The organism is Amycolatopsis sp. NBC_00345, from assembly GCF_036116635.1.
Taxonomy (GTDB): Bacteria; Actinomycetota; Actinomycetes; order Mycobacteriales; family Pseudonocardiaceae; genus Amycolatopsis.
Map to the genome: position 1 here is coordinate 9196327 of NZ_CP107995.1, position 20989 is coordinate 9217315.

Sequence of the window (20989 nt, forward strand, 5' to 3'; positions counted from 1 at the left end):
CGGATATGGGGACTTCGCCGAAGCGGACGCCACGATCGGCGCTGCTCACCGCGCTGCTCGCGGCCTTGGTGACAGCGGCGGCGCTTGTCGCGGTTGTCGTCCTGCGCTCGCACTCAGAGGCGGACTCGGTTGCGGGGGCGCCGCAGATCGCCGCGCCGGCACCGGACCAGTCGACGGCCACGACGTGTGGCACGGGGCCGTGCCGTGAGCTGGCGGCCATGACCGTCGGCGGCACCCCGGTCTCGTTGCTGGCCGACGCGACCGGCGGCTGGGGCCGGGTGCGCGTCGGCGCGAAGCCGGACACCGAGTTCGAGCTGGCGATCACCGGGATGGGGGCGAAGCTCGCGCCGAACTCGCTCCAGTGCATAGCCGGCACCACATCGGCCTGCCTCGTGCGCGGCGACGTCAGCGGTGGCGCTTTCGGTGAGCTGCTGATCGAGTCGGGCGGCGTCTGGCGCGACTTCGGCCAGCCCTACTTCGCCGACGCCGGCACCATCGTCCTCGACGACGTCGACCAGGACGGCCGCCCGGACCTGGTCCTCGTCCGCCACGAGTGTCCCGGCGCGACCCCGGGCACCACGACCTGCCAGGCCGCGCCCGTGCTCGCCGAGGTTTACCAGCTGAGCGGCGAAATCGTCGGCTGCACGCGCAAGGTGACGTCGCCGTCGCAGCTGCGCGGCTGGCCCGCGGTCCAGGTCCGGCGCAGCGAGCTTTCCGCCTGCCCCTCGTGAGTGGCTATGACGGTTCTAACCGGCATAGCCACTCACGAGTCCTTCACGCGGCGGTGGGCACCGCGTCTGCTTTCGCGTCGGCCGGGGCGTTGAGCACCTCGTCGTCCAGCAGGCCCTCGCTGCGCGCCACCACCGTCGGGACCACGATCTGGCCCGCGACGTTCGTGGCCGTGCGCATCATGTCCATGATCGGGTTCACGGAGTAGATCAGCGCGATGCCGAGCGCGACCTGCTTCGCGTCCAGGCCGATGAACGCCGTGGTCAGCGTGAGCGCGGTCAGCCAGCCGGTGGTGCCGGCCGTGGCGAGCGCGCCGAGGACCGCGACTCCGGCGATGCCCGCGTACTGTCCGATGCTCAGCTGCACCCCGGCCAGGTTCGCGATGAAGATGGCGCCGATGGCCGGGAAAACGGCCGCGCAACCGTCCATTTTGGTCGCACTGCCGAGCGGGGTGGCGAACGCCGCGTAGGCCGGGTCCACCCCGAGGTTCACCGCGGCCTGGCGGGTCAGCGGCAGCGTCGCGGACGAGGACTGCGAGGCGAACGCGAACTGGATCGCCGTGCCCGCCTTGGCGAAGAACTTCGCCGGGCTCACCTTCGCGACGAACCGCAGCAGGATCGGGTAGACGACGAACAGGACCACCAAGCAGCCCGCGTAGACCGCGAGCGTGGCCGACAGCAGCGGGCGGAACAGCGCGTCGCCGTAGTTCGACACCGCCGCGCCGATCAGGCCGATGATGCCGATCGGGGCGAGCCGGACGATCCAGCCGAGGTAGCGCTGGACGACCTCGAAGACACTCGTGGTGAAGTCCACGAACGGCTTCGCGCGATCACCGAGGCTGTAGGCCGCGGCGCCGATCACCACGGCGAGGAAGAGCACCTGCAGCGTGTTGCCGTCGGCGAAGGCGGAGAAGAAGTTCTCCGGCAGCAGGCCGTTCACGAACGAGTCCCACGAACCCCAGCCGCTCACGCTCTTCGCGGCCTTGTCGGCGTTCTTCGCGGTGGCGGCGATGCCGGCGCCCAGCCCGCCCGAGCCCGGGTCGAACAGCCGCCCGGCGGCGATGCCGATGAGCGAGGCGATCAGCGACGTGATGGCGAACCACAGCACGGTCTTGCCGCCGAGCCGCGCGGCTTTCCGGCCGCCGCCGAGGTTGCGCAGGCTGGTGATGCCGACCACGATCGCGGTGAAGACCAGCGGGATCACGGCGATCTGCAGCAGCGTGGTGAAGATCGTGCCGATCTGGTCCAGCAGATCGGTCAGCCAGCCGGCGCCCGTCGTCCGCGCGAGGACACCGAGTGCGGCGCCGACGACGAGCGAGCCGAGTACTGCGGCCGCGAAAACACGCGGTCGCGTGTACGTCCGGATGAGGGACACGAGGCCACCCCCAAGGTTCGAAAGTTCCCGTTATGGCCCGGTTTGGGCCGCAACGAACTCTTCCGGATCACTCGTTCGGGTGACAGTGCTCTCAGGATGTGGACGTCCGCCAGAGATCCACGACACTGACGCCGACCTCGCCCAGCAGCCGGCGCACCAGCGGCAGGCTGAGGCCGATCACGCTCGACGGGTCGCCCTCGATGCCCTCGACGAACCAGCCGCCCAGCGCGTCGAGGGTGAAGGCGCCCGCCACCTGCAGCGGCTCGCCGGTGGCGATGTAGGCCTCGACCTCCTCGTCGGTCGGGCGTCCGAAGTGGACGGTCGTATGCTGGCTGCCCTCGGCCTCCTTGACCCGCCGGCCGCCGTCGATGCGGATCAGGGCGTGGCCGGTGAGGAGCTCGCCGGACCGGCCGGCCATGTCCGCCCAGCGGCGGCGGGCGACCTCGGGCGTGCCGGGCTTGCCGACCATCTCGCCGCCGATCGACAGCATCGAGTCGCAGGCGACGATCACGGAGTCGGCGTGGGTGCCGGCGACGGTCCCGAACACCGCCTCGGCCTTGGCCTTGGCCAGCGCCGTGACCAGCTCCTCGGGGGCGGGGTCGGTGAGCGCGGCGGCCACCGCGTCTTCGTCGACGCCGGACACGACGACGCTCGGGTCGAGACCGGCGCTGCGCAGCAGCATGAGGCGGGCGGGGGACTGGGAAGCGAGAACGAGGCGCACGGGGGAAAGTTACCGCCCGCCCTCGTTGATGCCGAATTGTGACCCGCGACACCCGATCGTCGAGTTAGTTTGTTGTTGCTCGCAACATATCTGTTTGAGGGCTCCCGGAGGGGGAACGATGGCACACCTCCGCACCACACGCGTACGACCATCTTCGACGGCGTCAGCGCTGACGCCGGGAAGGGCACGACGGTGACCTATGACTGTGCGGGTTACGGAATCGGCTCGTTCCACCAGGTCGCGGTCGCTGTGGTGGGCGAAACACCGCACGCCGAAGGGCGTGGTGCCTGGCCCGGCGGACCCGGCCTCGGCCCCTAAGACCAGGGCCTTTGAGGCAGCAACACCGTCGCGAAGCTGAAGCCCGGCTTTCAGCCGGCCCGCTCCGCGGCCCACGAACTCGGTTACCCACGCTCGTCCCGGACGGCCACAGCAATGGCCACGGCCACGGCTTCGTGTCGCCGGCACTGACCTCTCTCCCGCGGTAAGCGTGACGGCCCCCGGCCCCGGTTCCCGCACCGGCGCCGGGGGCCGTCACGTGTTTTCCGGGCCGGCGGGCGGCGTGGTGGCCGCCCACCGGCCGCGGGTCAGGCCGCCGCGGGAGCCTCGGACTCCTGGGTGGGCGTGGGGGTGTGCTGACGGGGAGGCCTCGCGCGGCGCATGACCGCGGCCGAGACGACCCCCAGCAACAGGACGGCGATCGGCAGGATCAGCGTCGTGCGGGCGGCGTCGGTGAGTCCATTGTGGACGGCCTCGGTGGCCAGGCGGCCGGCCTGCGCGGCGAGGTCCGCGGGCAGGCCCGGGATCGGCGCGGGGCCCGAGGACGAGCCGAACTCCCCGGTGGACGCCGCGGCGTGCGCGATGCCCTCGGCGAACGGCGCGCGGTACGGCTCCGGCAGCTGCGCCGCCGCGGCGTTCGCCTCGTCCGCGATCGACGCGCTGATCCGCGCCTGCAGCAGCACGCCGATGGCCGCGCTGCCCAGCACGCCGCCGACCTGGCGGGCGGTGTTGAAGATGCCCGAGGCGGTGCCCGTGAGCCGCGGCTCGACCGCGCTCATCGTCAGGTTGCTCATCGGCGAGAAGATGCAGCCGATGCCGAGGCCGCACACCAGCAGCGCCGGGATCAGCGCCCACGGGCTCGTGTCCGGCCGGGCCTGCAGCGCGATGATGCCGATGCCCAGCGCGAGCAGCGACAGCCCGGCCATCACCAGGTACTTGCCGTTGACCTTGTCCGACGCGCGCCCCACGAACGGCGCCAATATCCCCGACACCAGCGACATCGGCGCGGTCAGCGCCCCGGCCAGGGTCGGGCTCAAGCCGAGCACGGTCTGGATGTAGATGATCAGCGGCAGGAACATGCCGGTCATCGTGAAGCCGACGGTGGCCGCGGTCAGGGTGCCCGCGGAGAAGTTCCGGTTCGCGAACACGTTCAGCGGCACCAGCGGTTCCTTGCGGTTGGCCCGCTGCCACCACACGAACGCGACCAGCAGCACCACCCCGGCGCCGATGATCTCGAACACGGTGATGCCGCCGGACACGGTGCCCCAGTCGTACTGCTGGCCGTTCTGCACGCCGAAGACGATGAGGAACAGCCCCGCCGCCGAGAGCAGGATCCCGAGCACGTCGAACGAGTGCGAGTTCTTCGGCTGCCAGTCCGGCACCAGTGCCATTACCAGCACGATCGCGATGACCCCGATCGGCACGTTGACGTAGAAGATCCACTCCCAGCCGAAGTGGTCCACCAGCACGCCGCCCAGCAGCGGGCCGGCGATCGTGGCCAGCCCGGCGACGCCGCCCCACATGCCCATGGCCGGGCCGCGCTTGGCCGGCGGGAACAGGTGCGTGATGAACGCCAGGGTCTGCGGCGTCATCAGCGCCGCGCCGAGGCCCTGCACCGCGCGGGCGGTGATGAGCATTTCGACGTTGCCGGACATGGCGCACCACAGCGAGGCCCCGGTGAACACCACGAGCCCGGCGAGGAACACCCGCTTCGGCCCGAACCGGTCGCCGAGCCGGCTGGTGAACAGCATCGGCACGGCGTAGGTGAGCAGGTAGACACTGATCACCCAGACGACCGCGTTCAGTCCCGCGTTGAGCTCCCGCAGCATGGCGGGGATCGCGATGGACACGATGGTGGTGTCCAGCAGGATCATGAAGAAGCCGAGGCACAGCGCGCTGAGCGCGGCCCAGGGATTAGCTTGTCTTGCGTTCATGACTTTCCTTGGTAACGAGGCTGAGTGTGTTCGTGGTGTCCTGGAACGGGATGCGGCCGGAGGACAGGTCGGCGAGCAGTTGTTCGGCCCACTCGAGCTCGAAGGCCCGCTGGGCGGCGAGGTAACGGAAGTCGAGCCAGTAGATCTCCGGGGTGCCGTCGTCCTGGATGCGCTTGAGGACCACCTGGTCGGAGGCGACGCCGGCCCGCAGCCGGGTGACGCGGTGCTCCAGCTCCGCCAGCGCGATGTCCGCGCCGAGGTCGTCGATCACGCCCAGCCCGCTGAGGAACTGCGGGTACTCCTGCACGACGTCGCCGAGCATTTCGCGGGCCCGCTGCTGGAAGGCGTCCTTGCCCGGCGTGGTCATCGCGTACACCGTCCGCTCCGGGCGGCGCCCGTCGCGCTGGGTGTTGACGACCTCGACGAATCCGTTCTGCTGCAAGCGTTCCACCGTGTGGTAGAGCGAGCCGGCCTTGAGCTTGACCCGGTTGTCGACGTACCGCTCGCGCATCAGCTGCGCCATCTCGTACGGGTGCATGGGCTTCTCGTGCAGAAGCTCCAGCACAGCGACGCCCATCGGGGTCAGTTTCGCCGCGGCCATGCTCGGTGATCCCTTCAGTTGGCCCAAGTCGGTTATTCCACGTGGACTATACGACTCAGAGTAGCCGTGGTCCAGTGTGATCTGCGCTGGTGAGCGCCCTGTCGCTGTCGGTGACAACAGCCGGTGATGATGGTGTCGAGAGTACGAGGGGGGACCGACAAAAACGGATCGCCGGCTGACGGGGTGGGTGACGACGGGCCGGACACGGAAAACCCCGCCGCGCCCGAGGAGGCGACGGCGGGGTTTCTGAACCGGCCGGAAAATCGGCCCGGAGTCAGTCCTTGGAACCAGCGGTCTCCGCGACCGGCTTGCGGGACCGGAGGCCGCGGAGCGAGTACCAGCCCGCGATGCCCGTGCCGACGGTCAGGGCCGCCGCGCTCAGGCCCAGTGACCAGTGCACGCCCACCGCCGCGCCGAGCAGGCCGACGGTGAAGCCGCTGCCCGCGCGCAGGCCGCTCGCGGAAACGTTGTAGACCCCGATGACGCGGCCGCGGTCGGCGGGTTTCGCGAGCAACTGCACGACGGTCTGGCCGATCGACATCGACGCCAGGTTGGCCACCCCGCCGATGACCAGCAGGGCCAGCGCGACCGGATAGCTGGCCGTCATCGCGAAGAACAGGCTCGACAGGCCGTAGACCGCGGTGCTCACCACGGCCGCCTTCACGCTCGGTTTGATCTTGCCGGTCGCTTCGAGCAGGATGCCGCCGATCACGCCGCCCGCGCCGTTCGCGAAGAGCAGGACGCCGTAGGCCGTGCCCGCGTTCCCCGCGCCGAGGTCCTGGGCGAAGATCGGCATCGAGGTCTGCAGCGAGGCGCCCACGAAAAACGCCCCGAGGCCCGCGAGCACGATCATGCCGATCATCGTCGGGTCGGCCTTGACCTCGCGCAGCACCCGGATCGAGTCGAGCAGCCCCACTCGCTGCCGTTTCACCCCGCCGTCGCGGGTGTGGCCGGTGAACTTGGTGCGGAACAGGAAGATCGTCAACGGCAGGTAGAACGCGACGTTCGCGAAGATCCCGGCCACCGGCCCCAGCCCGAGCAGCAGCGCCGAGCCGACCACCGGGCCGAACAGGATGCCGAGGCTGCGGAAGGTGGCGTTGAGCCGCACCGCGCTCGGCAGCTCCTCCGGGCCCACGAAGTCGTGCAGCATCAGCTGTTCGCCCGGTCCCCAGACCGCGCCCGCGCAGCCGTGCAGCACCAGCAGCACGCAGGCTTCCCACACTTGCAGTGAGCCGGTCAGGAAGAGCACGCCCCACGCCACCGAAACGGCCATGAACAGCACCTGCGCCGCCTGGATGATCCGGCGGCAGTCGTGCCGGTCGGCCAGCGAGCCGAAGTACACCGAGAACAGCAGGAACGGCACCCAGTGGCTGATCACCTCGAACCCGGCGAGCGCGGGCGAGTGGAACTTCTCCCACAGCACCCAGTAGGTGATGACGTGCTCGATGTTGTCGGCCATCATGGCCAGCGCGGTGCCGAACAGGTACGGACGGCAGTCCTTGTTGTAGAGCGCGGCGAATTTACGCGGCCGCGGTCCCGGCGCCGTTGCTGCCTCAACGGCCTCAGGCACGTGTCCGGGCACGCCGCAGGCGACACACACAGTTACCCCCTTCGCCGGCGCCGGGCGCCGGGACGGATTCGAAAGTACTTCCCCCGGGTAAACGCTAGACGAGACGTTGCGTCTTGTCTAGAAGTCAGTACACTTCCCCGGCGTGGGAGAGATCACGATTCCGGACGAACCGGCCCTCGGGCGCCGTCATCACGGCAACCGGCACGGGCGCAGCGAGCAGGCCCGGCACGCCGTGCTCAACGCGGCTGACGACCTGCTGGTGGAGCTCGGGTTCGCGGGCCTCACCATGGAGAAGATCGCGGTGCGGGCCGGCGTCGCCAAGCAGACCATCTACCGCTGGTGGCCGTCCAAAGTGGACATCCTGCTGGACGCGCTCGGCGGCGACCTGGCGCAGGAGCTCACGCCGCCGGACCACGGGGACCTGCGCCGTGACCTGCGGGAGCACCTCGCCGCCGTCGCGGAGTTCCTCGTCACCGCGGACGCGGGGGCGGTGCTGCGGGCCCTGCTCGGCCAGGCCCAGCACGACCCCGAGCTGGCCGACCGGCTGCGCGCCGGGCACCTGAGCGACCAGCGGGCGCGCGATCGCCTGCCCTTCGAACGCGCTGTGGCACGCGGCGAGCTTGCGCCCGGAACCGACCTGGACGACGCGGTGGAACGGCTGGTCGGGCCGGTCCACTACCGCGTGCTGGTGACCGGGGAGCCGGTGCCGGGCTCGTTCACCGACGCCCTCGTCGACCGGCTGCTGGCTAGTGCGGATTGCTCGCCTGTCGTGCCCTGAAGGCCACCATGAGGGACCTATATGCCCTCAAGGTGGCCTTCAGGGCACGCCGTGCTCGAACCGGGCCAGCCGCGCCAGAGTCACTGTGGCAGCGCCGAAGCGCGCCAAGCCCCTTCGCTGGGACTAAGCGGGGCACGGAGCTGCGCGGCGCGGTCGCCCCACCACGAGGTCCGGCGGGCCGGGGCGGGCGAAGCCGCGGCGGAGGAGGCGGCCGCGGCGGCCACCACAGCCGTCAGCGCCGCGAGTTCCACGTCGTCCGGGTGGCCTCGGACGACACGCAGCAGCGGGCGGTCGTCGGTCATCGGGGACTCCTCACAGCGGGATGTTGCCGTGCTTCTTCGGCGGCAGGGACTCGCGCTTGTTGCGCAGCAGCGAGAGCGCCTTCGCCACGTGGCCGCGGGTGTGCGCGGGCACGATGACCGAGTCGACGTAACCGCGTTCGGCCGCGGCGTACGGGTTCAGCAGTGTGTCCTCGTACTCCTGGATCAGCTCGGCGCGCAGCGCGTCGACGTCCTTACCCTCGGCCGCGGCGGCCGCCAGTGTCTTGCGGTGCACGATGTTCGCCGCGCCCTGCGCGCCCATCACCGCGACCTGCGCGGTCGGCCATGCCAGGTTGACGTCGGCGCCGAGGTGCTTCGAGCCCATCACGTCGTACGCGCCGCCGTACGCCTTGCGCGTGATGACAGTGATCAGCGGGACCGTCGCCTCCGCGTAGGCGTAGATCAGCTTCGCGCCGCGGCGGATGATGCCGTTCCACTCCTGGTCGGTGCCGGGCAGGAAGCCGGGCACGTCGACGAAGGTGAGCACCGGGATGTTGAACGCGTCGCAGGTCCGCACGAACCGCGCCGCCTTCTCCGACGCCGCGATGTCGAGGCAGCCCGCGAACTGCGTGGGCTGGTTCGCGACCACGCCGACGCTGCGGCCGTCCACCCGGCCGAAACCGACCAGGATGTTGGGCGCGAACAGCTCGTGGACCTCAAGGAACTCGCCGTCGTCGAGCACGCGCGTGACGACCTCGTGCATGTCGTACGGGGTGTTCGGCGAGTCCGGGATGATCGTGTCCAGCTCGCGGTCGGAGTCGGTGACGTCGTCGAAGAACCCCGCCGGCGCGTCGCCCGCCTCGAAGACCGGCGCCTCGGACAGGTTGTTCTGCGGCAGGTAGGAGAGCAGCTCCTTGACGTAGGCGATCGCGTCCTCGTCGTCGGAGCCGAGGTAGTGCGCGACGCCGGACTTGGTGTTGTGCGTGCGCCCGCCGCCCAGCTCCTCGAAGGTGACGTCCTCGCCGGTCACCGTCTTGACCACGTCCGGGCCGGTGATGAACATCTGCGAGGTCTCGTCCACCATCACGACGAAGTCGGTCAGCGCGGGGGAGTAGACGTGCCCGCCCGCGTTCGCGCCCATGATCAGCGAGATCTGCGGGATCACGCCGGAGGCGAGGGTGTTGCGGCGGAAGATCTCGCCGTAGAGGCCGAGCGAGACGACGCCTTCCTGGATGCGCGCGCCGCCGCCCTCGTTGATGCCGATGATCGGCTGGCCGGTCTTGATCGCCAGGTCCATCACCTTGACGATCTTCTCGCCGTACACCTCGCCGAGCGCGCCGCCGAAGACGGTGACGTCCTGGGAGAACACGCACACGCCACGGCCGTCGACGGTGCCGTACCCGGTCACCACGCCGTCGCCGTAGGGGCGGTTCTTCTCCAGCCCGAAGTTCGTCGAGCGGTGCCGCGCCAGCTCGTCGAGTTCGACGAACGAGCCCTCGTCGAGCAGCAGGTCGATCCGCTCGCGCGCCGTTTTCTTGCCCTTGGCGTGCTGCTTCTCGATCGCGCGCTCGGACCCGGCGTGGACCGCCTCGTCGTACCGGCGATAGAGGTCCGCGAGCTTGCCGGCCGTCGTGTGGATGTCCGGTTCTTCCTCGGGCGGGGTCCCGAGCGGCTGCGTCGCACTGCTCATGGATCCGCAGCCTAGCTACTGTCGGGTCGCCACGCGTGTGGCGTAGGCCTCGTCCCGGCCTAAGCTGGCGGCGTGCCGTTCGCCGTTCGCCCGATCGGGCCCGCCGACCTGTCCGCCTGCCTTGACCTGGCCGCCGCCCGCGGCTGGGCGCGCGATGTGCGCAAGTGGTCCGTGGTGCTCGACGTCGGCCGTGGGTTCGGCATCGACGCGCCGGACGGCGGCCTCGCCGCCACGGTTGTCGTCACCAAGACCGGCCCGCTCGCGTCGATCGCGATGATGCTGGTCGCGTCCCGCTTCGCCCGCCAGGGCATCGGCCGCCAGTTGATGACCCTTGTGCTGGCGGAGGCCGGCGACGCGACCGTGGTCCTGCACGCCACTGAGGCCGGGCGTCTCCTGTACGAGCCCATGGGCTTCATCGTCGACGGCGGCTGCCGGGGCCACGTCGGGTCCCTCGCCGACGACGGCGGCCCGGTGTCCAGGCCGATCGCGCCGCCCGACCTGGCCCGCGTGTACGAGCTGGACGCCGCGGTCATGGGCTTCGACCGCCGCGCGCTGCTCGAACGCCTGCTGTTCGAGGCCGAGCACGTCCACGTCACCGAAGCCGGGTACGCGCTGGGCACGGAGTCCGAGGGCCGCATCGTGATCGGCCCGGTCGTCGCGGCCGATGAGGAGCAGGCCCGCGCCCTGATCCGCGGGATCGCCCACGCCGCGGGCGGCGAGGTCCGCGTCGACGTTGACCTCGGGCACCCCGGCCTCGGCGAGTGGTGCAGCGCCCACGGGCTGGCGCCGGAGAACCCGGCACCGCGAATGTCACTGGGCGGCAAGCCCCTGCCCGGTGACGCCGCCCGCCGGTTCGCGGCGTACAACCGCGCACTCGGCTAGAACGGGTCAGGCCGCGACGCCGAACGCCGCGAGCAGCGACTCGGCGCCGTCGATCTCGTCGAGCACGCCCAGCAGGTCTCGGTTACCGCCTCCTGGCCTCCGACGAGGTCCTCGGCCACCCGAAGACCAAGCGCCGCACCGCTTTCGAGGAGTGGCTAGGCCGCCGGGGGGATCGGAGCACCTGGGCAGGTCGCGCTGGAGGTCTTGCCGGTGTCGAAGAACTCGACCGCTTTCGAAGCACACGGCAGGATCGACAGTGAGCCGTGCATGTCGTCCTCGACGGTGAGGAGTGAGCCGCCAATGTGGGCGCGCATGTCGTAGGCCCACGGTAGCGGGGTGACCGACTCGTAGGCGTGACCCACGAGCTGCAGTGGGCTCTTACCCGGCTTGAAATGCCACGTGGTGGCGGGCAGCGGCCAGCCGGCGCAGTGGCCGTCGTAGGAGCCGTGGCTGCCGGCGACCGGGAGTTCGGCGGACAGCGCGAGGTGGTTGCGCCAGCGCGTTTCGAAGTCGCGGGTGCCGCTCGATTCGTTGCAGATCAACGCATTCTGCTGGTCCAGGTTGAACGCCGGGTTCGGATCGTGCCAGTCGAAGCCGGTGCGGGTGGGCCCGGCCGCGCCGGGCACCTTGCCGCCGGAGCGGAGCTTCACCAGTTGCTGGGCCGAGTCCGGCCATTTGCGGCGGGCTCCGAGGAGCAGGCTGTCGACCGTGCTCCGGTCGGGGGCCTGCGCCCGCAGGTCCAGCAGAGCCAAGGTGGCCGCCTCCTTCGTGGCGCCGAAGTGGTAGACGCGGTCGTTGCCTGCCAGCCAGCCGGCGAAGTCATGGAACGAGTTCTCCAGCGCCGTCATCTGGTCGTGGTCGACCGCGGTGAGGTCGAAAGTGGACACCACGACCGAGTCGAGCAGCATCGCGGCGACGTGGTCGTCGAACAGCGTGCGGTATTCGGCGCCCAGCGCGGTGCCCCAGGAAATCCCGTAGTAGCCGATCTTTTCCTCGCCGAGAGCCTGCCGGATCCGGTCCATGTCGCGGGCGACGTTCGCGGTGGTCAGATTCGCCGTGAACTCCGGGTCCCGCGCCACGCAGTCCTGGTAGTGCCGGGCGTCGCGTTCGGACAGGAAACGGGCTTTTTCCTTGTCGGACAAGGAAGGATCCGGCGGAGTGCTGTCCTGCGGGCAGGACAGCCCGGCGCTGTAGCCGACTCCGCGCGGGGCGAAGCCGATGATGTCGTGGTGCACGCCGAGTCCCGCGGTCTTCGAGTCCAGCAGTCTCCGCGGCATGTCCATGCCGTACGCGCCGGGGCCGCCCGGGTTGGCCAGGATGACCCCGTCCCGGCTGCCAGTGGCCTTGATCCGGCTCACCGCCAGCTCGAATGTGCGCCCGTCCGGTTTCGCGTAGTCGACCGGCACCGTGATCATGGCGCATTCGGTGCGCTGGTCCTCCGCGGGCCAGCCGTCCGCGATGGTTCGGCACGGTTGCCAAGACAGGCCGTCCGCAGCCGCTGCCGTTCCCGGCGATAGCGGTACGAGCAGCAGGCCGACAAGGACCGGTCCAGCGAGTTTCTTGATCGACATTCGGCTCATGGTGGCCGCCCGCCGGGTCCGGGCCCATCGGCCGATCGGCCACCCCAGGGCGGCGATCGGCCGATTGCCGCGGCAGCTCACCGAGGAGGACGTCTTGGTCGAGGACAGTGGGGTCAGCATCCGGCTCGGCGACCCGCCATCCCCGGTGCCGCAACCCTTCGCTGGGGCCCGCTGACTGTTCCCTGGCCGCCGGCAGGCCGGCTCATGTCCCCGAAGACGCTCGAACAGAGTCTTCGACAGGTCGGGATTCCCGGTCTCCGCGGCCGGACCGCCGCGCTCTGGCAACTCGTCCTGTAAGCACCAGCACCCGTCGTCGCCAAGACGCTCGGCCACTCAACCGACCATACCGCCCGCCTGGTCACCGAGGCTGGATGAACCTGGGCTCGCTACGCCGCCGGTGATCACACCCGGTTACAAGATCGAAGAACACGCGACAGTTGTATTCCCTATTAGATCTGCGTGTTGATGCAGGTCGGATAGAGATGGTCGAGTGGCGAGTTGGCGTGTGTTTTGGGTTCCGCGGGCAGCAGCAGGTGGCGGGCTACGGCGACGGCTGTTGGCGGTTGGGAGGACCTGTCAGCCCGCGAGGCCGAGGTCGGAATCAAGGCAGGAGATCCGATCTTCTTGTCCCCGGATCGCCAGGTGGATCCTGGACTAGCGCTTGATGGGCAGGCGGCACGGTTTCGTCGGTACACCACGGAGACCCGCCGGAACTACGCGACAGACATCTGCCTGTTGCTGATGTTCTTGGGCAGCCGGGGCCGAGCGTGGACGCACGCGGTGGCGCGGGACTTGGAGGACTACGAGCATTGGCGCCGCTTCGCCGAGTCCAACCCCAGCCGGGTGTCCGGGGCCAAATGGGACCGGGAGCTGGCCGCGTTCGCCAGCCTCTACGGCTGGGCTGACAAAGCAGGTCGCGTCTCGCTGAACCCAGTGGCGATGAAGCAGGTGATGGGCCGCGACGGCGATGTGATCACGGTGCCTGAGGCCAGAGCCAAGGATGCCAGGCGCAGTAACGTGCACTGGTTGACGCCACGGACATGGCGGCGGTGGATCGATGTCGGGCTGCGTGGCCAGTCCCAGGATGGCGTGCCGGAACCGGGCTGGGCCGGGCGGCTGGAAGATCGAAATGTGGCCTTCGTGCGGTTACTGACCTCGTCGGGGCTGCGCCGGGCGGAGGGCGGGTCGATGCTGACGTTCGAGGTGCCGGTTGGGTGGTTGGACGGCGGCCGCTATTACCGAGGCAAGGTCGCCGCAGAAGTGACGCGATCGAAGAACCAAGCGCCTGGCCGTGCCCAAAGACCTCGCCGAGCGGCCGTGGGAAGACCTCGATTTCCTCGGCTGGCGAGACCCTGCCTCACCCGATCGCGCCTACCTGGTCGCCGAATCCGGCGACGGCTTCGTCGGCCTGGCGCTGCGACGGGCGACCCACACGGGGCAGCCCCGGCGCAGCATGTGCTCGCTGTGCCTGACCACGCACTCGGGAACCGGCGTTTCGCTGATGACCGCCCGCAAGGCCGGACCCGAGGGGCGGCAGGGCAACTCGGTCGGCTCCTACATCTGCGACGACCTGGCCTGCTCGCTCTACCTGCGCGGGAAGAAGGACGCCGGACCCGGCGGCCGGTTGCACGAGTCGCTCACGCTGGACGCGCAGGTCGAGCGGACCATGACCAACCTCGCCGGGTTCCTGGCCAAGGTGACCGGCTGACCGGGTGGCTACCTGAGCAGCCGATGCCCACACGGCTGTCGGCGAGCGCGGATGATTTGTTGGTGTTCATCGACAACGAACTGGGGCGGCGGGAGCGGTCCTGAGGTTTCCCGGGCCTCGTTCGCCGACCGGCCCGGGAGTCGGCGCCGAGGCGCCCGCGCACCGAAAGGTGCCTGGCGTCTTCCGCATTTGGCAAGTGAAAAAATCATGGCAGCGAGGGTGTAAAAGTGTACTTGTGAGCCATGTGCGTATTCGTGACACTGACACGCGGAAGTGAAAGTCAGAGTAGATCAGTCGCGTGTACTGCAATTTTCGGGAGGATTGGTCATGTTCTCACCTCGTCTCTCCAGAATCGCCTCCGCTGTCGGTATTGCTGCGGCACTTTTCGTCACCGTGGCCCCTGCGGCGAGCGCCAACAACAGAAGCCATTTGAACTGCCCGGCCGACTTCATTCTGGAGAGTGTCAAGCTGAGGGGTAGTGGAGGCTCAATCTCTACTGAATATGTTTGCCTCGGGCCGGGCGACGTGCGCACTACCCGATCAAAGCTGGGTAATCATACAGCCTATGTCTAGGCGACTCAGGTAAATGATCTGGCCGGAGTGCGGTGTCGCTGGTCGAAAAAGGTCCGACTGACCGCGCTCTCCGGCCAGAGACTTCCGAAAACCGGCCGCGACTGGCGACTTCCACCTCGAGGACGTCTGGGTTCCGCGCCTGCCCGGACGCGCTCGCCGGCCGCCGCGACCGGGCCATGCTGCTCATCGGCTTCCCCATCGCGGCCCGGTGCTCGGACCTGGCGAACCTGCTGGTCACCGACATCACGCAGGCCGGCGACCGCGGGCTCGAGGTCGCCGTGCGGCCCGGCATACGCCCGCCGCTGACGCCGGTGGGCTGCTCTTCACCATGGCCGGGCCCGAGCACGCACGGCTCCGGCGCATCGCCGCCAAGGCGTTGAGCCCCCGCAGGGTCGAACTGCTGCGTCCGTGGGTGGAAGAACTCGCGCAAGAACTGGCCGCGAAGCTGATCGCGCAGGGCCCGCCCGTCGATGTGCTGGAGGGGTACGCGATCCCGTTCGCCCTCTCGGTGCTCAACGAACTCCTCGGTGTCCCACCGACCGCCTGTGATGATCTGCGGAGGTGGGCGGACGGCATCGTCGCGGTGTTCACCGCACTGAGCTACGAGGAAATGGCGGACGCGGCCCAGAAACTTGGTGGCTACCTCGCCGAACTGGTCGAGATCAAGCGGCACGCGCCCGGGGATGACTGCCTGACCTGGCTGCTCCAGGCACGAGACGACAACGGCGACGCGCTGAGCCCGGAAGAAGTCACCCAGCTCGCCTTCGCGATCCTGCTGGGCGGATACGTCCCGCCCGCGAACGCGCTGGCCCAGGCCGTGCTGCGGCTGGCGATCGAACCGGACCTGCCTCGCGATCCCGCCTCGGTGCCCGCGCTGGTCGAGGAAATCCTGCGCCAGGACCAAGGTTCGGCCGCCGATCAGGGACGGGTGGCGCTCGAGGACGCCGACATCGGCGGGGTGCCGATCCGCGAGGGCGAGTTCGTGCTCGCGCCACTGCGCGCGGGCAATCACGACGCCAGGAGGTTCCCCGAACCGGCACTGGTCGATCTCGCCCGTGCGCCAGGACACCTCACGTTCGGCCACGGTCCGCACCACTGCCTCGGCGCGGCGCTGGCCCGGCTGGAGCTCCAGACCGGCTTGCGCGCGCTGCTGGCCGCCGCTCCACGGCTGCGCCTCGCGGTGCCGTTCGAGCAACTCGAGTGGCGGCGGATGTTCCTGACCCTCGAAGGCCCGGTCGCGGTGCCGATCGGTTGGTGGAATCGCCTCAATGGCGCGGCCTGTACTGAGCGGTCACCCGGCCTGAGCCCGAGTGTGGTGCGCCGGTCACGGACTCTCGACACGCAGACCTGACAGGGAAGTTGATTACGCGGTCTCACCAGTGCTGCACCCCTTCTACCGTCGGACGACGGTGCCAACCGTCGTGGCCAGGTGCCAGGTATCACGGCTCGTCACAGTGGGCAAAAGCTACGGGCGCCGGGACGCCTGAAGCCGCTCGGCGTAGTGCTTCGTGACCGCTTCCACCCGGTCGGCGGGCCACGGCTCCGGCTCGACGCCGAAGGTGCGGGCGAACAGCGCGGCCAGCTGCTCGTGCCGGGCGGTCAGCAGCTCGGGCAGCAGCGAGGACAGCTCGGCCGGCACGGTCTGCGTGAACTGCGCGCGGACGCCGTCGAGCGGGTCGAGCAGCAGCTCCCAGCGCACGCGTCCGGCCGGGTTTCCGTTGTGCAGCCAGGTGTATTCGAGCACGTCCGGCTCCACGGACTCGGTCACCTCGCCGTCGCCGGGGCCCGGCAGCAGCGGCCAGACGTCGGCGAGGGGCTTCCAGACCAGGTCGCGGCGGAAGCGGATCAGCTTGCCGCCGTCGAGGGCCGCACCCTCGTCGAGGCCGAATTCCTCGACGTACGAGGCCATCCGCTCGTGCCAGCCGTCCGGCGGGGTGGAGTCGCGGCCGTCGAGGCGGGCGCCGAGGGCGTCGAGGCAGGTGTCCCAGCCGGCGGCGGTTCGGCCGGCGGAGAGCTGGGCGATCGCGGGCTCGCCGCGGTTGAACGTGTGCGTGAACTCCAGCAGGCAGCCGTCGCCGTCAGGGGTGAGCTCGATGCGCAGGACGTCGGAGTTCCAGGAGAACTCGAACACCCGCGGCGGGTCGAAGGTGAGCACCTTGCCCTCACTGGACTCCGTCGCGCCCTCGAAGGTGAACCGGATCGTCGCGCCCGGCTCGAACTCGCCGCTCATCGCCGCGGGGAACCAGTGCTTCAGCTCGGCCGGGTCCGTGACCATGGGCCAGACCCGCTCGGGGCGGTGGCGCAGGCGGCGCTCCAGGCGGAGCACCGGCCGGTCGCCGACGGTCTCGAGTTGTGCGCGTGCGGGCACGACGTCCTCCTCGGGTAGTCAGTGCCCGCATATAACCATCGAGGCATATAAGTGTCAAGCCGACCGGATGGTGGCGACGGCCTCGGTCAGCGCGGGATCGGCGGCCGCCTGGTCGAGGGCCGCGGCGAGGATTTCGCGGTAGGTCGGCTCGGCCTCGGCATGGCGCGCGCGGCCGGCGTCGGTGATCACGGAGTAGACGCCGCGCCGGTCTCCCTCGCAGATGTCGCGGACGGTCAGTCCGCCGTCCTCCAGCCGCGCGACCATGCGGCTGACGGAGCTCTGGTTCAGCCCGACCGCCTCGGCCAGTTCCTGCATGCGCAGCCCGCTCTTGCGGGCGACGGCCAGCTTGCCGAGTGCGCGGTATTCCGAGAGGCCGAGCCCGTGCCTGCGGTGTAACGCCTTCGCCAGCTCCTGTTCGACGCGCGCGTGCAGGGCGAGCATCCGCCCCCAGGTCTCTTCGTCGGTGCTCATGCGTCGACCTCCTTGACGCGAGATTATATGCAGTGACAACATCTGCATGCACATACATATAACTAGCTGGGGAGAGACCCATGACGGATCGAAGCTTCCTGTTCCTGGTGGCGGCGGCGCGGGCCGAGGGCAACACCGAGCTGCTCGCGCGGCGGGCCGCGGAGGAGATCCCGCGCGGGACCGCGCAGACCTGGATCCGGCTGCCGGAGGTGCCACTGCCCGCGTTCGAGGACCGGCGGCACGGCGCCGGTGCCCACCCGGTCCCCGAAGGCAACGAAAAACTGTTGCTGGACGCCACTTTCGCGGCCACGGACCTGGTGATCGCCTCGCCCGTCTACTGGTACTCGGTGGCGGCGAGCGCGAAGCTGTACCTCGACTACTGGTCCGGCTGGATGCGCCGGCCGGAGGTGGAGTTCAAGGCCCGGATGAAGGGCAAGGCGCTGTGGGGCGTCAGCGTGCTGAGCGAGGGGCCGGAGCAGGCCGACCCGTTGGTGGGCACCCTGGAGAAGACCGCGGACTACCTGCGGATGCGGTGGGGCGGGGTGCTGCTGGGCAACGGCAGCCGGCCCGGCGACGTGCTCCGCGACGAAATCGCGATGAAGTCGGCGGGCACGTTTTTCGCCGGCTAGTGCCACCCCCCGCCTCGTGAGTGTTTATGACGGTTCTAACCGTCATAAACACTCACGAGTCCTCAGTGCTGGGGAGCCGGTTCGACGCCGCGCCGTCCGGCGATGTGCCGCATGTTGGTCTCGCCCCAATCGCCGAGCGGCAACAGCGCGGTGTTGAGCGCCTGGCCGCGCTCGGTCAGCGAGTACTCGACGCGCGGCGGGATTTCCGCGTGGGCTTCGCGGTGCACGATCTCGTCGTGCTCGAGTTCGCGCAGCGACTGGATGAGCATCTTCTCGCTGATCCCGCGGACGCTGCGCTTCAGCTCGCCGAAGCGCAGTGGTTTCTCGTGCAACGCCCAGAGGACCAGCGACTTCCAACGGCCGCCGATCACGTCGATGGCCGCGTCCAGGCCGCATCGGTAGCTGCGTGGCTGCATGCTCGATCCTTACCTTTTGGTGGGCACCCCACGGATTAGTAGGTACTTGTCCCCAGTAAAGCGGGGCAGCAGCATCGGTGCCATGGAAAAGATTCCGAAGCCGGTGAGTGTGCTGGGGCTGGGCCGGATGGGCTCGGCGCTCGCCGGGGTTCTGCTGGGGGCCGGACACGAGGTGACGGTGTGGAACCGTTCGCCGGGAAAGGCCGCCGCGCTCGCCGGGCGCGGCGCGAAGGTGGCGGACCGCGTGGCCGACGTCACCGGGCTCGTGCTCGCTTGTCTGTCCACATACGACGATCAACAGGAGGTGCTTGACCGGCTGCGGCCGGGAACGGTGCTGGTGAATCTCACATCCGGCACGCCCGAACAGGCGAGGGCGGCGGCCAAGTGGGCCGCCTCGCGTGACATCGCGTACATCGACGGCGTGATCATGGCTGTGCCGCAGGGTATCGGCGGCCCGTCGGCGAACATCCTCTACGGCGGCACGGAAGAGGTGCTCGCCGAACATCGGGCACTGCTGGAAACCCTTGGCGCCGTTACCTATCTCGGCGAAGACGCGGGTCTGCCCGCCCTCTACGACCTCGCGTTGCTCGGCATCATGTGGTCGACGATGAGCGGCTACCTGCACGCGCTCGCGCTCGTCGGGACCGAGGGCGTCACGGCCGAACGGTTCACGCCGCTGGCGCTCGGCTGGCTCGACGCGGTCAAGGGATTCTTGCCGCGCATGGGCGAGGAGACCGCCACCGGCGCGTACGAAACGGAAGTGTCCGCTTTGGACATCAACGCCAGCGGTCTCGCCCTTCTCGTCGAAGCCAGCCGCGCGCAGGGCATCAGCACCGCCGTGCCGGAGCCGATCCGCGAGTTGTTCGACCGGGCTGTGGCGCAAGGCCATGGCGCGCACGGTATTTCCAGCGTTTTCGAGGTGATCAAGCAGTCATGAGGTTCCTGGGGAAGAAGGCCGTCGTCACGGGCGGCACGCACGGCATGGGGCTCGCCGTCGTGCGCGCGTTGCTGGACGGCGGCGCCGAGGTGCTGCTGACCGGCCGCGACGAGAAGAACCTGGCCAACGCCCGTGCCGAGCTGTCCGGCAAGGTGCACGTGGTCGGGTCGGACGCCGCCGACGTCACCGAGGTGGCGAAGCTCGGCGAAACCGTGCGGCAGACGCTGGGCGAGGTGGACCTGGTGTTCGTCAACGTCGGCTTCGCGTCGCTCCAGCCGCTGCCGGACGTGACGCCGGAGGGCTACGACCGGACGTTCGCCATCAACACCCGCGGTGCCTACTTCACCGCGCAGCACCTGGCGCCGCTCGTCCGGCCCGGCGGCTCGTTCGTCTTCACGACGTCGGTCGCCACCGGCTCGGGCTACTCGGGCATGAGCGTCTACTCCGGCGCGAAGTCCGCCGTACGCGCCTTCGCTCGTGGCTTCGCGGCCGAGCTGGCGCCGCGCGGAGTGCGCGTGAACGTCGTCAGCCCGGGTTTCATCGACACGCCGTCGATGGGCGTCACCGGGCTGCCGGCCGAAGCGGTGCAGGCGTTCAAGGAGCAGGGCGACACTGTGACGCCGTTGAAGCGCCACGGCACGGTCGAAGAGGTCGCCGCCGCGGTGTTGTTCCTCGCCTTCGAGGCGACGTTCACCACCGGCTCCGAGCTGGCCGTCGACGGCGGCCTCGGGGAGCGCCTCACGGTGTGAGGCACTGATGCACGCCCATCCCGGCGCGGCCGGGGGCCAGTTCCGGGCGCAGGACGAAGTCGCGGTCGTAGTCACCGCCGTTCTGCGTCCGGAACGGCAGCGGGGCCGTGGTCGACAGGGTCCGCAAACGCTTGCGCAGCAGCTCGGCGGCCTCGGTGAACCCGTCTTGGGACAGGCGGTCGGCGCCGTAGACCGCCAGCGGCGGCAGCACGGACATCCCGGCGTAGAAGAGGGTGCCGTGCTGAAGCCCGAACAGCAGCTCGTCGAGCGGGCCGTTCACACCACGCGGCCCGAGGCTCGGTTCGCGGCCACCGGCCGTGACGACGACGAGCGCGCGTTTCCCGGCCAGCACGCCTTCGCCGTAGCGCAGTGTCCGGCCGTCTTCGCCGCGTACGTCATAGGCGTAGCCCTTCACGAAGACGCGGTCGAACCAGCCCTTCAGGATCGCGGGCGTGCCGTACCACCAGAGCGGGAACTGGACGACAACCGTGTCGGCCCACGCCAGCTTGTCCTGCTCCGCGCGGACGTCGGCCGGGGTGGTGCCGACCTGCTCGACCACCGGGTTCCAGCCCATGGCGTACAGGTCGGACTCGCGCACGTCGTGGCCGAGCGAGCGCAACGTGGCCAGGCCTTCGTCGCGCAACGCGCCGCCGAGCGACCGGGGTTCGGGGTGGGCGAAGATCCACAACACGTTCATACGGCCAGGTTCTCTCCGGGGCCGGACGCGAACCAGTGGCCTGATG

At 69.7% G+C, this 20989-nt stretch carries 20 protein-coding genes; 8 read left to right on the forward strand and 12 right to left on the reverse strand.

The window, feature by feature from the left end:
• The first annotated feature begins 5 nt into the window (after nucleotides 1-5).
• A complete protein-coding gene (locus OG943_RS41965) occupies nucleotides 6-731 on the forward strand; it encodes a hypothetical protein (protein ID WP_328606427.1) in 726 nt (241 codons plus the stop codon).
• Nucleotides 732-774: 43 nt separating this feature from the next.
• Here the strand turns inward: OG943_RS41965 and OG943_RS41970 are convergent, their stop codons facing one another.
• The 5 genes from OG943_RS41970 to OG943_RS41990 all read right to left on the reverse strand — a co-directional run bounded on the left by OG943_RS41970 (nucleotide 775) and on the right by OG943_RS41990 (nucleotide 7205).
• Nucleotides 775-2103: a dicarboxylate/amino acid:cation symporter gene (locus OG943_RS41970; protein ID WP_328606428.1), complete on the reverse strand. Its 1329-nt coding sequence runs from the start codon at nucleotides 2101-2103 to the stop codon at nucleotides 775-777.
• Between the two features lie 91 nt (nucleotides 2104-2194).
• A complete protein-coding gene (locus OG943_RS41975; RefSeq protein WP_328606429.1) occupies nucleotides 2195-2824 on the reverse strand; it encodes a Maf family protein in 630 nt (209 codons plus the stop codon).
• A gap of 584 nt (nucleotides 2825-3408) precedes the next feature.
• Entirely contained in the window at nucleotides 3409-5034 is a 1626-nt protein-coding gene (locus OG943_RS41980) for a DHA2 family efflux MFS transporter permease subunit (RefSeq protein WP_328606430.1), read from the reverse strand.
• Nucleotides 5015-5635, reverse strand: coding sequence for a PadR family transcriptional regulator (locus tag OG943_RS41985; protein ID WP_328606431.1), 621 nt, complete (start codon nucleotides 5633-5635; stop codon nucleotides 5015-5017). The genes OG943_RS41980 and OG943_RS41985 overlap by 20 nt, the downstream gene beginning before the upstream one ends.
• 274 nt (nucleotides 5636-5909) lie before the next feature.
• Nucleotides 5910-7205, reverse strand: coding sequence for an MFS transporter (locus tag OG943_RS41990; protein WP_328606432.1), 1296 nt, complete (start codon nucleotides 7203-7205; stop codon nucleotides 5910-5912).
• Between the two features lie 142 nt (nucleotides 7206-7347).
• Here OG943_RS41990 and OG943_RS41995 point away from each other — a divergent pair, with 142 nt between their 5' ends.
• Nucleotides 7348-7983, forward strand: coding sequence for a TetR/AcrR family transcriptional regulator (locus tag OG943_RS41995; protein ID WP_328606433.1), 636 nt, complete (start codon nucleotides 7348-7350; stop codon nucleotides 7981-7983).
• 80 nt (nucleotides 7984-8063) lie between these two features.
• On the opposite strand, the gene OG943_RS42000 is transcribed toward OG943_RS41995, so the two are convergent.
• Both OG943_RS42000 and OG943_RS42005 read right to left on the reverse strand, forming a co-directional pair.
• A complete protein-coding gene (locus OG943_RS42000; protein WP_328606434.1) occupies nucleotides 8064-8285 on the reverse strand; it encodes an acyl-CoA carboxylase subunit epsilon in 222 nt (73 codons plus the stop codon).
• Between the two features lie 10 nt (nucleotides 8286-8295).
• Nucleotides 8296-9933 carry an acyl-CoA carboxylase subunit beta gene (locus OG943_RS42005; RefSeq protein WP_328606435.1) on the reverse strand — a complete coding sequence of 546 codons (1638 nt, stop codon included), beginning with the start codon at nucleotides 9931-9933 and terminating at the stop codon, nucleotides 8296-8298.
• 72 nt (nucleotides 9934-10005) lie between these two features.
• On the opposite strand from OG943_RS42005, the gene OG943_RS42010 reads away from it, so the two are divergent.
• Complete coding sequence (locus OG943_RS42010) at nucleotides 10006-10815, forward strand: GNAT family N-acetyltransferase (RefSeq protein WP_328606436.1); 810 nt, start codon at nucleotides 10006-10008, stop codon at nucleotides 10813-10815.
• A gap of 155 nt (nucleotides 10816-10970) precedes the next feature.
• Here OG943_RS42010 and OG943_RS42015 read toward each other — a convergent pair whose 3' ends face one another.
• Complete coding sequence (locus OG943_RS42015; protein WP_328606437.1) at nucleotides 10971-12386, reverse strand: alpha/beta fold hydrolase; 1416 nt, start codon at nucleotides 12384-12386, stop codon at nucleotides 10971-10973.
• 1294 nt (nucleotides 12387-13680) lie between these two features.
• Between OG943_RS42015 and OG943_RS42020 the strand changes: the two genes are divergently transcribed.
• The gene (locus OG943_RS42020; protein ID WP_442874840.1) at nucleotides 13681-14103 is read left to right on the forward strand and encodes an FBP domain-containing protein; all 423 of its coding nucleotides are present in this window, start codon (nucleotides 13681-13683) and stop codon (nucleotides 14101-14103) included.
• 901 nt (nucleotides 14104-15004) lie between these two features.
• Nucleotides 15005-16027 (forward strand): cytochrome P450, encoded by a 1023-nt coding sequence (locus OG943_RS42025; protein ID WP_328606438.1) that lies wholly within the window; start codon nucleotides 15005-15007, stop codon nucleotides 16025-16027.
• A gap of 114 nt (nucleotides 16028-16141) precedes the next feature.
• Here OG943_RS42025 and OG943_RS42030 read toward each other — a convergent pair whose 3' ends face one another.
• Both OG943_RS42030 and OG943_RS42035 read right to left on the reverse strand, forming a co-directional pair.
• Complete coding sequence (locus OG943_RS42030; protein WP_328606439.1) at nucleotides 16142-17044, reverse strand: SRPBCC family protein; 903 nt, start codon at nucleotides 17042-17044, stop codon at nucleotides 16142-16144.
• Between the two features lie 54 nt (nucleotides 17045-17098).
• Complete coding sequence (locus OG943_RS42035) at nucleotides 17099-17515, reverse strand: MarR family winged helix-turn-helix transcriptional regulator (protein ID WP_328606440.1); 417 nt, start codon at nucleotides 17513-17515, stop codon at nucleotides 17099-17101.
• Between the two features lie 80 nt (nucleotides 17516-17595).
• Between OG943_RS42035 and OG943_RS42040 the strand changes: the two genes are divergently transcribed.
• Nucleotides 17596-18144, forward strand: a complete 549-nt coding sequence (locus OG943_RS42040; RefSeq protein WP_328606441.1) for a flavodoxin family protein — start codon at nucleotides 17596-17598, stop codon at nucleotides 18142-18144.
• Nucleotides 18145-18206: 62 nt separating this feature from the next.
• Here the strand turns inward: OG943_RS42040 and OG943_RS42045 are convergent, their stop codons facing one another.
• Nucleotides 18207-18560, reverse strand: coding sequence for a winged helix-turn-helix transcriptional regulator (locus OG943_RS42045; RefSeq protein ID WP_328606442.1), 354 nt, complete (start codon nucleotides 18558-18560; stop codon nucleotides 18207-18209).
• Nucleotides 18561-18663: 103 nt separating this feature from the next.
• Here OG943_RS42045 and OG943_RS42050 point away from each other — a divergent pair, with 103 nt between their 5' ends.
• Together OG943_RS42050 and OG943_RS42055 are read left to right on the forward strand one after the other, a co-directional pair.
• The gene (locus OG943_RS42050; RefSeq protein ID WP_328606443.1) at nucleotides 18664-19497 is read left to right on the forward strand and encodes an NAD(P)-dependent oxidoreductase; all 834 of its coding nucleotides are present in this window, start codon (nucleotides 18664-18666) and stop codon (nucleotides 19495-19497) included.
• On the forward strand, nucleotides 19494-20246 hold the full coding sequence (locus tag OG943_RS42055; RefSeq protein ID WP_328606444.1) for an SDR family oxidoreductase: 753 nt from the start codon (nucleotides 19494-19496) through the stop codon (nucleotides 20244-20246). Before OG943_RS42050 ends, OG943_RS42055 begins: the two co-directional genes overlap by 4 nt.
• Here the strand turns inward: OG943_RS42055 and OG943_RS42060 are convergent.
• A complete protein-coding gene (locus OG943_RS42060; RefSeq protein ID WP_328606445.1) occupies nucleotides 20236-20943 on the reverse strand; it encodes an NAD(P)H-dependent oxidoreductase in 708 nt (235 codons plus the stop codon). The genes OG943_RS42055 and OG943_RS42060 overlap by 11 nt on opposite strands.
• Between the last annotated feature and the right edge of the window lie 46 nt (nucleotides 20944-20989).